General features: G+C 35.5%; 12 protein-coding genes and 1 pseudogene. 7 read left to right on the top strand and 6 right to left on the bottom strand.

Going from position 1 to position 14,013, the window contains the following annotated elements; genetic code table 11:
• The first annotated feature begins 224 nt into the window (after positions 1 to 224).
• The 3 genes from JFU50_RS30120 to JFU50_RS30110 all read left to right on the top strand — a co-directional run bounded on the left by JFU50_RS30120 (position 225) and on the right by JFU50_RS30110 (position 3,432).
• On the top strand, positions 225 to 1,424 hold the full coding sequence (locus tag JFU50_RS30120; protein WP_242489195.1) for a hypothetical protein: 1,200 nt from the start codon (positions 225 to 227) through the stop codon (positions 1,422 to 1,424).
• A 116-nt stretch (positions 1,425 to 1,540) separates the two neighbouring features.
• A complete protein-coding gene (locus tag JFU50_RS30115) occupies positions 1,541 to 2,659 on the top strand; it encodes a glycosyltransferase family 4 protein (protein WP_201225728.1) in 1,119 nt (372 codons plus the stop codon).
• A complete protein-coding gene (locus JFU50_RS30110; protein WP_201225726.1) occupies positions 2,656 to 3,432 on the top strand; it encodes a HipA family kinase in 777 nt (258 codons plus the stop codon). Before JFU50_RS30115 ends, JFU50_RS30110 begins: the two co-directional genes overlap by 4 nt.
• A gap of 425 nt (positions 3,433 to 3,857) precedes the next feature.
• On the opposite strand, the gene JFU50_RS30105 is transcribed toward JFU50_RS30110, so the two are convergent.
• From JFU50_RS30105 to JFU50_RS30080, 6 genes are all read right to left on the bottom strand, one after another.
• Entirely contained in the window at positions 3,858 to 4,325 is a 468-nt protein-coding gene (locus tag JFU50_RS30105; protein WP_242486201.1) for a dTDP-4-dehydrorhamnose 3,5-epimerase family protein, read from the bottom strand.
• Positions 4,306 to 5,160 (bottom strand): dTDP-4-dehydrorhamnose reductase, encoded by an 855-nt coding sequence (rfbD, locus tag JFU50_RS30100; RefSeq protein ID WP_201225724.1) that lies wholly within the window; start codon positions 5,158 to 5,160, stop codon positions 4,306 to 4,308. Before rfbD ends, JFU50_RS30105 begins: the two co-directional genes overlap by 20 nt.
• Positions 5,157 to 6,113, bottom strand: coding sequence for a dTDP-glucose 4,6-dehydratase (gene rfbB, locus JFU50_RS30095; RefSeq protein ID WP_201225722.1), 957 nt, complete (start codon positions 6,111 to 6,113; stop codon positions 5,157 to 5,159). The genes rfbD and rfbB overlap by 4 nt, the downstream gene beginning before the upstream one ends.
• A 26-nt stretch (positions 6,114 to 6,139) precedes the next feature.
• Complete coding sequence (gene rfbA, locus JFU50_RS30090) at positions 6,140 to 7,006, bottom strand: glucose-1-phosphate thymidylyltransferase RfbA (RefSeq protein ID WP_201184353.1); 867 nt, start codon at positions 7,004 to 7,006, stop codon at positions 6,140 to 6,142.
• A gap of 468 nt (positions 7,007 to 7,474) precedes the next feature.
• On the bottom strand, positions 7,475 to 8,110 hold the full coding sequence (locus JFU50_RS30085) for an acetyltransferase (RefSeq protein WP_201225720.1): 636 nt from the start codon (positions 8,108 to 8,110) through the stop codon (positions 7,475 to 7,477).
• Complete coding sequence (locus tag JFU50_RS30080; RefSeq protein ID WP_201225816.1) at positions 8,107 to 9,231, bottom strand: aminotransferase class I/II-fold pyridoxal phosphate-dependent enzyme; 1,125 nt, start codon at positions 9,229 to 9,231, stop codon at positions 8,107 to 8,109. The genes JFU50_RS30085 and JFU50_RS30080 overlap by 4 nt, the downstream gene beginning before the upstream one ends.
• Positions 9,232 to 10,265: 1,034 nt before the next feature.
• Between JFU50_RS30080 and JFU50_RS30075 the strand changes: the two genes are divergently transcribed.
• From JFU50_RS30075 to JFU50_RS31295, 4 genes and pseudogenes are all read left to right on the top strand, one after another.
• Positions 10,266 to 11,570 (top strand): FkbM family methyltransferase, encoded by a 1,305-nt coding sequence (locus tag JFU50_RS30075; protein ID WP_201225719.1) that lies wholly within the window; start codon positions 10,266 to 10,268, stop codon positions 11,568 to 11,570.
• A 29-nt stretch (positions 11,571 to 11,599) separates the two neighbouring features.
• Positions 11,600 to 12,676, top strand: a complete 1,077-nt coding sequence (locus JFU50_RS30065) for a glycosyltransferase (RefSeq protein WP_242489200.1) — start codon at positions 11,600 to 11,602, stop codon at positions 12,674 to 12,676.
• A 744-nt stretch (positions 12,677 to 13,420) separates the two neighbouring features.
• Positions 13,421 to 13,568 (top strand): annotated as a pseudogene (locus JFU50_RS32155) (IS6 family transposase); the annotation flags it as partial.
• Between the two features lie 202 nt (positions 13,569 to 13,770).
• On the top strand, positions 13,771 to 14,010 hold the full coding sequence (locus JFU50_RS31295) for a hypothetical protein (RefSeq protein WP_242486198.1): 240 nt from the start codon (positions 13,771 to 13,773) through the stop codon (positions 14,008 to 14,010).
• Positions 14,011 to 14,013: the final 3 nt, after the last annotated feature.

Here is a 14,013-nt window from a genome sequence, read left to right as displayed (position 1 = left end):
TCATAGTTTCTCTTCATTCACAATTCATATATTAAGCCTGGGTGTATTTTGATGGTCAATGTTTTCCCATTGCAGAAATAAATTAATTAATTTTTAATAGATGCTAGCCCGTACAATGTCTTACATTTTTGAATTATATATGGGGAGGTTATAAATTTGAAATCTAGTAAGGAAAAAAGATAAGAAAGAATTATGGTATCTTTTTTCATGGAAGGAGAGAATTTGTGGACACGCAATACTTAAATCAATGCATACAAAATATAAAAGTTCAAAATGTGGATAATGCAGACGTGGAGGTAGTCAATAACTCGCCATTGGTTATGATTGGTAAAGGACGTCAGGGAGCGGTTTTTCAACTTTCTGACGACATTTGTGTGAAAGTGTTTGGTAATACTGAAGACTGTGAACGAGAATACTATGCTCTTTCCCTTGGGCAACACACAACCCTATTTCCAAAAGTCTATGCGAATGGACCGCTTTATATAGCGATGGAAATCATTAAAGGGGTAGATGTACGTGAATACTTGCAATCGCAGCCCCTAACTATAGAACTTTCCACTAAATTGATTGAGATGCTAATCACGTTTAAAGAAATAGGTTTTGAGCGAATTGACCATCATAAGAGGCAAATTTACCTGCTACAGGATGGCAGTCTTAAAGTAATTGATGTTGCAAGGACTGTTTGGCGTGATCGAGTCTATCCCTATCCCCGTAAATTATTGACTTCCCTAGGTGAAGAAAATAAGGAATTGTTTTTATCCCATGTGCAAGAACTAGCCCCCGAGTTGTATGGAGAATGGATGCACTATATCCGAATGGAAGAGATATCCCGTGAAGTGTACCAAGTACTCATGTCAGAACCGAAAAATACCAATGCTGTCAAAACTCTAAATAAAAGGTTGTTGACAACAAAAGATGAGAATAATTATGTTGTTCAACTAGAAGGCTTAGTACACAAAGTATTTAAAGAAGAATGGGTTAAAACGATGCTCGCACGGGGGGTTGATCCCGATACGGTAATGGGAAAAATCGATGAGTATTGGGACTACCATGAACAGGCATGGGAAAGTGTACTTGAAAAGGGAGGGCATAGTGAAAAGGACAAACAAAAAAAAGGGACAAAAAACGAGATAAGTACAAAAAGCAAAAAAACGGAATTGTTAAATAAGTATTGGGACTTTCTTGAAAAGGGAAGACATAGTGAGAAAGATAAAAATCGAGGCAAAGACAAAGACAAAGATAAAGACAAACAACAAAACATGACAAAAAACGAGCAAAATCAGACAACAAAAAAGGACAAGAACCGAGATAAAGACAAACAACAAAACATGACAAAAAACGAGCAAAATCAGACAACAAATAAGGATAAGAACAAAGATAAATCAAACGACAAAAAAGGACAAAAACGAGATAAAACAAAATAGCCTCGTCATAAATAAGCGTGACAACCCCGATGATGCTTACAATAAATAAAGAAAAGTTCTATTTCTAAAGCTAAGTATTTGAGGCGGAGCCCAAATGTAAACGGGGAGAGACCGATATGAAAGTACTTGTTATCTGGCGTTTGCTCACAGTTGGAGGGGTAAATGCCGGATGGAGAAACCGCGCGATCTATTTTAAAAAACATGGAATTCATACAGAATTCCTGTACACGACAGATCACGGTGGGCTACACATTATGCAGGATATAGCTCCTGTTTATTTAACCAAAAACGAACAGGAGATTATTAAAATAATTAAGAAAAACGCCTATGACGCAATCATTGTTGTAGACACAGGTGCTGCCTATAAATGGATTCGTAAAGCAAAGTATAAGGGCCCCATAATTGTGGAAGCTCGTACACCAGAACTTATGAAGTTAAAACCTCACTTAAAATCCTTTAAAGGAATTGAACCGGTATCCATCGTTGTTCCTTCACAGTATCAAAAACGGTTAGTGTCCATACTGACTGATTTCATCCCCATCAATGTGATTTACAATGGTGTGGATCCTTCTTTTTTCCGCACTTTATCTATTGAAGAAATTGATTTCGAGAGTACCCCGATACTACCAAAAAACAAAAAGATTATCGGGTGGATTGGCAGGTTGGACAAACGTAAAAACTGGCCAATGTTGCTTGAGGTCGCAAAAAGGATTAAAAGTGAGCGCGATGATATTGAAATTTGGGTTATTGGAGGAGCACAAAGCGTTCAACGTGAAGAATTTGAAGCTAAATGGCAAGAGGAACAGCTCACAGATATCATCAAATGGTTTCCAATCATTCCCTACCAACAAATGCCGCATGTCTATGCGAAAATTCGTCAATCAGGAGGATGCACTCTCGCTACCACAAAATCAGAATCATTTGGCAATACCTTTATAGAATCGATGGCTTGCGGTGTACCTGTTGTTGCTTCAAATATGATGCCAGTCACAGAATTGGTTGTAAAAGCGAAAACTGGACTGCTCTTTCGTGGACAAAATGTCGAAGACGCGGTTAAGCAACTATACGGTATCTTAGATCAACCAGATTCTTCCTATCATGATATGTCGGAAGCAGCCATAGTTCACATTCAAAATAAATTTGCAATTAATGTGGTGGCTGATCAGTATATTCATTTGTTACAAAATATTTGTGATATGGAAAATGGAGCGAATGAGGAGGGGAATGACACATGATAATGCCCACTGTTTATCAAAAGAAACTGGAAGGAAAATCGAACGCACATCTCATTACATTTAGTGATGGAAAAGATTATGTGGTGAAGTATTTTCAACCAGGCTTTGAAAAAACTTTACCAAATGAATGGGTCGCCTACTGTTTAGCCCGTTACCTCGGACTCCCTATTCCATATGCCCGATTGGTGGAAATTCCACAAGAATTTTCTTCCCAAGTTCCGGAACTGGCGCAGATGAGTCATACCAACTTTCAATTTGCCTCATCGTACGTACCCAATTGTATTGATGGTCACCAAGCTTTCCATGTTTCCAATATTAACAACCACCAGTCGCTAGCCAGTATTATTTTATTTGATTACTGGTTGTGTAATGGCGATCGAACCCGTAAAAACATTCTCCTACATGAAGAAAATCTGAATTCCTACCAATTGTGGGCCATTGACCATGCAGAAGTGTTCGGATCTTACAATTGGCTTCTACCTGATTTAGGAAGGCTTCCAGTTGGGATTCTGAAAAGTGCAACTCACCAAATAATGGCACTATTTATCGAAGACGAGAAACAATTTACCGAGCAACTGGAACTAATTCAGACGATGCCTATTCTATTAATCGAAGAAATTGTTGCTCTTATACCTGACGACTGGGGTGTATCAATGGAGGAAAAAAAGGGAATGGTTACTACGCTGCTGAGCCGCCGCAAAAACATTCTTCCAAAGCTCGTGCAGAAATTCATCCAAAATGTATATCGACCATTACACCAAAACCAGGGATAACTCAACTCCAATGCTAATTGTGTAACAGTCTTTTAATTTGCACGAAACAAACAGGGGATTGAGCGTTATGTACGCTGAAATGTTTTTTAGGAAGGAATCAAAAGAATTATTTTCGTTAAAACCGTTTTATTAGCAAAAAGACTAGCCTTAAGGCTAGTTCTTTTTACATTGTTCTAAGAAAAGTAGTTTGAAAGGGAATTTTATTCAAAGAAAAAGAAAAGCTCTCGATAAGATAAGGATTTGTTTCCTAGTAGAAACAAATAGAAGGTTAGGGGAATTAATATTTAGAGTATTAGAAGATAAAAAGAGACTTAAATTGTAAACTTGCTTTTGTATATAATACATTTAAGTGTTTCGAGTGTGATGTAAAAGAAAAGATGATCAAAACTTTTTTCCTAGTTAATGTATGAGCCCACATAGGGTTCTTATCTATGTTTTGTTTCCCAATCAAAATTAATTTCTTTATCATCCCAAGGAATTCTTTTTTCATCTGGTTGGGAAGCGTTATACGACTTTGTCGTACAATACAGAACAGTTGCTGGCTTTTCGCCAAGCACGCGGTAACCGTGAGCCACACCTTTGGGTATGAGTAAAATACTAGGATTATTTTCGCCCATATAATAAACATTTGTTTCACCCTTGGTAGCAGAGTGTTCTCTCAAGTCATGTAAAACTACTTGAGCATTACCTGATGATATAAACCAAAGGTCATCTTGCTCTTCATGGTAGTGAAATGCTTTGATGACGCCTGGATAAGATGTTGTCCATGAAAGTTGACCAAAATGAGATAAAAGATGGTCATCATCTCTTACCACTTCTGCAAAAAATCCTCTATCATCACAATGCTTAATTAATTTTTTTGATATAACGCCTTCAATGGCCATTTTTTTCATCATCTTCCTTTTTTAAGTATTCATGTAATCCTTCTTTCCAATTTCGCAAAAAGATCCCATTGGAATTCAACTTTTTTTGACTTAAAACAGAATACATGGGTCTGGGTGTTTTAAGACCGTATTCTTCCGTAGAAACTGGGATGACCACTGTTTGTGAGTTTAAGAAGGTTACAATTTCGGTTGCAAATTCAAACCAGCTGCAACTTCCAGAGTTTGTGACATGATAAATGCCATGCGGTCTTGTTAGTAGTTTATTAATTGCTATTCCAAGATCTTTAGTGTAAGTAGGACAACCGTATTGGTCATGAACAACACGGATTTCTTGTGAATTACCCGCCAACTTTTTTATGGTATTGACGAAATTTTTCCCCTCATGTCCGTATAACCATGACGATCTAATGATTGTGGTACTATCATTAGCAGTTAGTGCTAATTCTTCGCCTAGTAGTTTGCTTTTTCCATAAATTGTTTGGGGGTCAGGATAATCCTCTTCTATATAAGGTTCAATTTTTTCACCATCAAATACATAGTCAGTACTAATATGAAAAAACTTCACTTTATTTTCCTTTGCTTCACAGGCTAGATAATAAGGTCCAATTCCATTAATTAAATAAGCTTGATCTATATCCGTTTCGCAAAGGTCAACTTGTGTAAAGGCTGCGGTATTAATAAGATAATCCGGCTGGATTTTCTCAATCATTTCTTTTATTTTCGTACGATTAGTAATATCTAATTGTTGTTTAGTATATGGAAATACCACATAACCTTCCTCTTTAAATAACTGAATGAGTTCTTTTCCTAATTGGCCGCCTGCACCTGTAATGACAATCTTCATATGGAAGTACCTTTAAATTTGTTCATGTGCCAACGAACTGTTTTTTCTAACGATTGATCAAAGTAAGAGGTTTGTTTCCAGCTTAACTCGTTTTGTAACTTAGAAGAATCAATGGCATATCTTCGGTCATGACCTTTTCTGTCTTCAACAAATTCAATCAAGTGGTCAGGCTTCCCCATTATTCCTAAAATTTGTTTTACGACATCGATATTTTTCCTTTCATTTCCGCCACCAATATTATAAACTTCACCCCAATTTCCATTTTCAAGAATAAGAGAAATTGCTTTACAATGATCTTCTACAAACAGCCAATCTCTTATCTGTAGACCATCCCCATAAACGGGGATTTTAAGGTTGTGAAGCGCCCTATTTACAATGGTTGGAATGAATTTTTCTATGTTTTGGAAAGGACCGAAATTATTACTGCATCTTGTCGTAATCAAAGGTAATTTAAATGTTTCATAGTATGATCGTACTAATAAATCTGAGCTTGCTTTCGTAGCCGAATAGGGATTGTTAGGTGAAAGAGGGGATTCTTCTGTGAATGGTTGTTGAGTCGAGCTTAAAGTACCATATACTTCGTCTGTTGAAATATGAATCATTTTTTTAGCATTGCCTTTGAGTAATCGTTGTAATAAATGATAAGTACCGACAATATTCGTTTGTATGAACTTATCTGCATTTTTAATACTGTTATCAACATGGGACTCCGCGGCAAAATGAACAATAGCTTCATATTTTTGATCCATCACAGCTTCGATATCTTTCTCATCTACAATGCTTCCTTTAATAAAGCGTAACCTAGAATCAGATGTTAGGGTACGTATTTCTTCAGGATGACTTGCATACGTAAGAGAATCTATAACGGTTATATTGTATAAAGTATTCTTTAGCAAGTAATGAACAAAGTTGAGACCGATGAAACCAGCCCCACCTGTAACTAGAAGATTCATAATTGCCTCCTTTCATTAAATAGCTGTTAATTTTCTATTAATCTTACAAGGTATTTCCCATATTCATTTTTCTCTAATGGTTTAGCTAAGTCCAGAAGTTGTTGTGATGAAATAAATCCTTTTCGAAAGGCTATTTCTTCTATACAAGCAATTTGAACGTTTTGCCGACTTTGAATGGTTTGGATAAATAAAGAAGCGTCAAGTAGTGATTCATGAGTACCGGTATCTAACCAGCTAAATCCTCTACCCAATAACTCAACATTCAACTGGTTTTTCTTGAGGTAACATTCATTCACCGAAGTAATTTCATATTCTCCACGAGAAGATTTCTTAATACTCTTTGCAATATCAATAACGTTATTATCATAAAAATAAAGGCCTGTAATTGCATAATGAGATTTAGGAGTTACAGGTTTTTCTTCCAAAGATATCACTTTCCGATTTTCATCAAATTCTACAACACCAAATCGTTCAGGATCTTTAACATGATAGCCGAATATAGTCGCACCATTATTTCGAGTAACGACTTCTTCTAGTGTTTTAGTGAAATTATGTCCATAAAAAATATTGTCTCCTAATATTAAAGATACAGAGTCCTTTCCTATAAAATCCTCTCCTACAATAAAAGCCTGTGCGATACCATCCGGTTTTTCCTGTGATATATAACTTATTTTGATTCCTAATTGTGATCCATCCCCTAATAAATTTTTAAAACGAGGTGTATCAAGAGGGGTAGAAATGATTAAGATATCTTTAATTCCAGCAAGCATTAGTACGGACAATGGATAATAAATCAAGGGTTTATCATAAACAGGTAATAACTGTTTTGAGACAACTTTCGTTAACGGGTATAATCTAGTGCCATATCCACCAGCTAATATGATTCCTTTCATTATTATTCACCTCCTCGAATAGTATGATTTAAAAGACAAAATGAATATTCATTTAAATATTATCAGTTTCTGAATTTCATTGAAAAATTAATCCTTTTCATCATATGCTCCAAGAATGTGATTGGATTCTGTGTAAATGAAGTACGGTTTTGAAAAATGTATATAGATTTCTTACGATATCGAGGTGTAATACATGAAAAGGCTACAAAGCTACGTTGAAAACGTGCCTTGTAGCCTTTTGTCTTTTGGTTTACTTAGATAAAAATCAATCGAGTTTCTATTGATATCAGTAAGTGTAAGTATCCTTTAACCCTGTTTATTAGAATAATATCAGGCTGATATGTTATCAATTGAATGAGTTTTCATTGTCCATTCCATAAAACTATTTTGAGATTGTCTTGGGCTTAATTTTTTTCACTGGAACCCATTTAGTTTATAACTATATGTTAAGTTTTATTAACCTACATTCTAATCTAAATCTTTTTTTAACTGTGCAGGTACCCCCGCATAAAGGGTTTTCGTAGGAACATCATTCTTTACAAATGCTCCGCCTCCTATAACCGACCAAGCACCAATATTGATTTTTTCACGGATAGAGGAACCAATGCCAATGTATGCTCCTTCACCAATTGAAACATTACCTCCAATATTAACTCCAGGACCTATCGTGACATAGTCGGAGATGATATTATCATGGCTAATGTTTGAACTCCGATTAATGATAACGAAATTCCCCACCTGAACATTTGTGGTTATAGTGGTTCCTTCACAAATAATCGATCCAACTCCAAGTGTGATCCTCTTTGATATGAAAACAGAAGGGTGCACTATTGTGTTAGCAATCTCAAAACCTGCATTTTTGGTTTTGGTGACAAACCGCTTTTTTAGAGATGGATCTCCTACACCAGCACAAACAATTTTAATTTTGTTCCGAAGAGAATAAATATCATGAAGATCGCCCAAAACCGGTACATCATCTATTATTATCCCCTTCATTTCCGATCTTTCATCAAGAAATCCTATAACCTCATAACTTAAATTTTCACACAGATGATTAACCTCACGTGCATGTCCTCCGCATCCCCAGATGACGATTTTTTTCATGGTTCCAATCCTCGGGCAAGTACTTGTGTTATTTGCACAACATCACTTTGTTTCATTTCTTCCCATAGAGGTAAACTCAATATGCGTTTTGAAATATTATCGGTAACAGGCATTAATGTTCGATTGGATGATGTGAAAAAATTTTGTTGATGACAAGTAGGGGAAAAATAGGTTCGTGCTTCTATTTGATTGTCAGCCAGCAACTTCACATAATCTAAATTACTTTGATCCTTAGGACAGAGAACAGGCATAAATTGATGGGCAATTTCCCCTTCTGTTTTTTGGAATTGCCATTCTTTTTTTAGGACAGGGATTTGTTGGAATTGCTCTCGGTACCATTGATAAATTTGTTGTCTCTTTTTACTTTTTTCAGGAAAGGCATCCAGAGTTGCAAGAGCAATGGCTGCGCTATACTCTGAAATTTTACTATTAAGACCTTGTGATATAGTTTCCCTATCAGTTGAGAACCCAAAATTTCCTGCTTGTCGAATTTGACTTATCAAGTCTTTTTCAGCACTATATACTAAGCCGCCTTCGCCAATACCAAATGATTTAGTAGCATGAAAGCTGAACACTATAGGGCCAGGGAAATTTTGACCAAATGATCCACTACGCCCTGAGGTTCCAAAACTAGGGGCAGCGTCAAAAACCACCGGTATCCCCGACTCATGAATTTGCTTATAAAAGGATAGGTCTAAGTCTGTTCCAAAGGTTGCGTAGGGAACAACTACCGCCACTTTATCTCCTAATTTTGTTAATGCATCTTTTACAAGTTCCTCATTCATACACCAATCGTCTTTGTTCACATCTACAAAATAAGGTTCTAAACCACTCCACATAGCTGCTAAAGGGGTGGCTGAAAAAGTAAAGCTAGGCATTATTGCAAACCGCCCTTTAGGTCGTTTACTCTGATTAATTGCTAACATTAGTCCACTGGTAGCATTGTTGACCGTGAGCACGGCTCCGTTTCCTTCATAGTATTCAGTTAGAACTCTATTCTCAAAAAGAGTATTTAATGGCCCATAATTACTGTACCATCTGGATTTTTCAATCTGTGATAAATAATTGGCAAATGTGTCTTGTGTTACCAAGTTGGGTCGTAAAAACGGAATTTTACGGATATTTTTCATCTCCGTTTCAATTAATCTATAAATAAATTTAAATTCAGGTTTGGAATATCCTGTTTTTTTCCTGTAAGGTAGGATTGTTTGGAAAGACGGATTTGTATTATTTTATGACGGTGAGGGTGCCAAACAGATTTAGATCTGGGCTTTCTAAAAAAAATCTCCCTAGAACCAATAGTAAGTCTAGCCATTCATATATTCCATTTGATACGAATTGAGATTGATGGAGATTTTTGAATTTCAAATGGTTCTCTGGTGTCACTTCCATTCATATTCCTTTTGAATAAATTTTATGGCTATAAATTGGCGATCAATAGGAATCCTATAGTTTTAATAGTTCTTTAGTGAAAAATGATAAACAATAACATCCGTTTGGCTATATAAGAAATATCAGCTAAAGTCACCTAGAATGTCACGTTATGAAAAAAATAGGGTGGTTTTAATCGGGACAAAAGTACATTTACCAAGGCTAGGTTTACATTATCTCTGAGGAATTGAAAGATGATTTTTAGCATAAGATTACATTGCGGATTAAGAGAAAATCAGACTGAAGTGTTATATTCCTAGCGGAGATGACTTTTAGGTTTATTGAGTGATCCGATAGTTAATAAAAAATTCGGCTGCCTAAGAATCATTGAATATGGAAGAAGTCCAGCTTTTAAAGCAATTTAATGGATCAGTGTAGTTTTACAACTAGAAAAAGAAAAGGTAAACAAATTTAGCTTTGCAACAAAAAAGGTAATTTGCTATTACTCTGAAAAATGTGCCAGAAACTAGAAGGATACAAATATTGTATTTGTGACTTGTATCCAGTTCAAATTGGCAACGCATGGGGGAAATCGGCAAGTACTTATCACGAAAGATATTTATTAGATTGGGATGATTTCCGTTAAAAGCGAGAGAAATAAAGGGTATCGGAGAGACCAAATAAGAACAAGGATGTATTTTTTTTCATCTCTTAAAAATTTTATGCCAGGAGAGCCCGGTAAATGAACAAATCGCTCTCGTCTGGAAAAAGGTGGTAACTGCCAATGCAAGATGAATTAGCCTCAATCGAAAGAACATTAAAAGAAAGCCTGATTAACGATATACATGATGTGGACTCCTTGTTGCAACTTGGTGAGATATACTATACCAGTGGTCGACAACAGTTATCCAAAATCTGCTTTTCAAAGATTCTTGATATTTCCAATGATATATATGTAAAAGAAAAGTCGAGAACACTGTTATTTAAATCCGAACATGATATTCAAACTAATCAAAACAAGGTTCAACCTGTTCCTGATTTCTTAGATTTACTTATCAAAGAGCTACTCGAGCATTCAATGAATGACTATTACAATAATATCGATATGGAACTTTTTGAGCTTATGGCTGTACCAGTTTCTATTGATCGGGTAGTTGTTAACACAGAAAACGAGAAAAAGGAAATTCTTAAACACATACAAGGAATTATTGAACTGTTTTACCATCTTGAAGATCAAGCCTCGCGGAATTTGTTGATGACAGTTTTGGCATTTAGATTACTGGGCAATAAGAAAGTAAAGCTACCTCTAAATACTAATGATTATTGGTCTCAAAGGCAATCCCTCCAAAATCTTATTCACGCGAATGAGACTATTAAGACCAAATATCACGGATGGAACCTTTCCCTTTTTGACTTGAGAACAGTAGGATATGACCTCCAGCTATTCTGCATTTCTATTGGACTGAGCGCTACTTTTATGGATCGGCAATATGAGTACGATAAGATTGCACCTGCAATTAAAGCAAGGAAAGCTGATATTGTTATCGATGCAGGTGGGTGTTTTGGGGACACCGCACTTTACTTCGCTCATGAAGTTGGTGAAAATGGGCATGTTTATACAATAGAATTCATACCAAGTAATTTAGAGATTATGACTAAAAATCTAGGCCTGAATGAAAATCTTAAACAGCGCATTACTATTGTTGAGCGACCTCTTTGGAATGTATCAAATGAAAAACTTTATTACATGGATCAGGGAGCTGCGAGTTCTGTTTCATTCACCAAGACGGACGATTTCAATGAAGAAACATTAACGATTTCTATTGATGATTTGGTCAAAGAAAGAAATATTCCTAAAATTGATTTCATTAAGATGGATATAGAGAGCGCTGAAATGAATGCGCTGAAAGGGGCTACTCAGACTATCCAAACTTTTCGTCCTAAACTTGCCATTGCAATCTATCATCAAGTTAATGATTTTGCCAATGTTGTAAACTTCATTGCAGAATTAGATTTAGAATACAAGTTCTATTTAGGTCACTATACGATATATGCCCAAGAAACGATTCTTTTTGCAGTCCCGGAGTAAGAAATGGAAGGAGTTAAATTGAATTGGATATGAAAAATGGTGCTTTGTCTGACATGACACGTCGCCTTGCGGTAATCGATACCACTTTTCCATGGAAACAAAGTGGTTTTCGCTATTGGGAAAATATCGAAATTTTCAAACAGAGACCGGATACTCTTTTTTTTGCAACGGACTTAAATATGGATGAATTTCCTACACCAGTTTATAAGTTTGAGTCTTTTGAAATAATTGCAAAAAAAGAAGGGATTACTGATATATATTGTGTTTTTTTAAATCTTGTTTTAAGTTTGCAAGGTGCCTGTTATCTCTCTGATGGTACCTATATGCCTGGATCAAATCCAAGATTTAATATAAGTCCATTTATAAAAGAGAATGATATTAACATCCACACAACATTGTATCCTGGTGGTGGCCTGGATCCTTCCACTTCTGATCAATTTCTTCGTATGGCTGACCAAAATTGTAAAACGGTATTTACGAACATTGATGAAGTATTAAATGTTATCCCAACTAGCATTTATTTTCCGGTAGTAATCAATACGGATTTCTACTCTTATGTTCCAAAGTCTAAATCTAAACGAATACAATTAACTTTTTCTGCTCATCGTGCTGAACGTAAAGGTTTTCCATTATTGGCACAAGTATTTAATCAACTTGATGAACATTTTCATCTAAATATTATAGGTGATTGGCAGAATGACCTCCATTTACTAACGAATAAAAATTATACTTTTTTTGGTCTACTAAATCCTGAAAGAATAAAGATTCTTTATGAGCAATCCCATGTATTCATTTACTGTGGTACTCAAGATCAGTTTGCTCTGGATGGGTTTCCAACAACAGCAGCAGTTGATGCGATGGCAACTGGATGTGTTTTAGTTTCCACCAATCCTCGTAATGACCAATTTATACTTGAAAGCGGCGTAGACTATCTTGAGGTGGAAGCAGATGTGAACTCAATAACAGACACTTTGATCTGGATCAAGGAAAACTTCCAGCAAGCTATGGAGATTGGGATAAAAGGTGCAACTAAAATCAAAAATAATTTTGATTCTAAAGTTATTGTGAAATCAAAATTATCGCACATTTTCGGCAACAATCAATAATTAAATAAATTATACAGAATAGGAGCATATAAGTTAGGAGAAACGTTTTCTTGATATAGATGATACTGTCGAAAAATGGGGGGTCTAAAGTGGATCATCATCTTGAAAAGAGACTCATATTCAAAACGTTCATCAAATCTACAAATTTTATCTGTAACTTTTCTCTTTACAAGAAAACAAAATCCAACAAGACGTAATACTTTCTTCGATCTCCAACATTGGTTTTCGACTTATTCGAAAGGTATTTCTTTAATGTCGGTATAATCCACATCATTTTGTTGGTGGACAACTCACATAATTACTCACCGGACTAGCCTTCAATATTTTTTATTCCCTATAGAGCAACGTAGTCATTGATTGTAACCAATTTTATCGTTATTTAAAAATGAAATTTGATCGCCAGTAGCGATATCTAGAACTTAATTACCATTTACCAAAACCTAAATTCTTTTCATTTATTAAATCTCTTGTGTCCCAATTGTTTCAGAACATGAAAAAAAGGGATTTGTTGCAAAATTCAGCTTTAAATCAACAGTTATTCAAGGGAAATATGAATCTGACATTACATTGGAAATGGTATCTGCGCTATAACCAAGTATTCTCATTTTGATAGATAATGGAGGGATTTAGCTTATCAAATGGCTCCAGCATAATTTATAATGGGGATGATATGATGATGGAGTATGACGTCATCTTTTAGCCATCAAATGATACCTGAGAGTCAGATGAAATGTAAATCAATTTAAGAGCTATTGGATGAGATTGTATCACGTTATAGATTCCTAAGAAAACACTATTGATTTTCCCCTTAGAAACAACAAGACAAAAGGCAGCAATGTTCTTCTTCAAGAAAACATTGCGGTCTTTCTATGTTTCTAGGCCTCGTGTCATACTTCACTATCTCCACTGTTCTATTTTAGTAGAAGATCATGTTGTCTTTATTGGCTGGGTAACAAAGGCTGGATAAAGTGTGACTTAGTCTAGTGAATTTTAAGGATATGCTCAGGGATTTTAAAATGGTTCTGTATTTTTAACAATTGGGCGAATTTTATCCAAGCCAATAAACTCCATATTCATAGAATAATGTATGTTTTGTGAAAAGGAGGATACAAAATTGGGTATGGATAAAAGAGATAAAAAATGTAAAGATTGCGGCCATAGCAAATGCAAATGCAATCAAAAAAAATGTAAAGATTGCGGCCATAGCAAATGCAAGTGCGATCATAAAAAATGTAAAGATTGCGGACATAGTAAATGTAAATGTGACAATAATAAATGTTCGGATTGTGGACATAGTCCATGCAAATGCGAATCTAAACAAGAACAAAAGGTAGAGC

Source organism: Peribacillus sp. TH14, from assembly GCF_016651145.1.
Lineage (GTDB): Bacteria > Bacillota > Bacilli > Bacillales > DSM-1321 > Peribacillus > Peribacillus butanolivorans.
Note: the sequence above shows the minus strand (reverse complement) of the source record. Positions and strands in the feature narration are given on the sequence as shown.

Coding starts and splice junctions, on each gene's coding strand:
- JFU50_RS30115 (WP_201225728.1), top strand. CDS start 1,541: ATGAAAGTACTTGTTATCTGGCGTTTGCTCACAGTTGGAGGGGTAAAT.
- JFU50_RS30110 (WP_201225726.1), top strand. CDS start 2,656: ATGATAATGCCCACTGTTTATCAAAAGAAACTGGAAGGAAAATCGAAC.
- JFU50_RS30105 (WP_242486201.1), bottom strand. CDS start 4,325: ATGAAAAAAATGGCCATTGAAGGCGTTATATCAAAAAAATTAATTAAG.
- rfbD (WP_201225724.1), bottom strand. CDS start 5,160: ATGAAGATTGTCATTACAGGTGCAGGCGGCCAATTAGGAAAAGAACTC.
- rfbB (WP_201225722.1), bottom strand. CDS start 6,113: ATGAATCTTCTAGTTACAGGTGGGGCTGGTTTCATCGGTCTCAACTTT.
- rfbA (WP_201184353.1), bottom strand. CDS start 7,006: ATGAAAGGAATCATATTAGCTGGTGGATATGGCACTAGATTATACCCG.
- JFU50_RS30085 (WP_201225720.1), bottom strand. CDS start 8,110: ATGAAAAAAATCGTCATCTGGGGATGCGGAGGACATGCACGTGAGGTT.
- JFU50_RS30075 (WP_201225719.1), top strand. CDS start 10,266: ATGCAAGATGAATTAGCCTCAATCGAAAGAACATTAAAAGAAAGCCTG.
- JFU50_RS30065 (WP_242489200.1), top strand. CDS start 11,600: ATGAAAAATGGTGCTTTGTCTGACATGACACGTCGCCTTGCGGTAATC.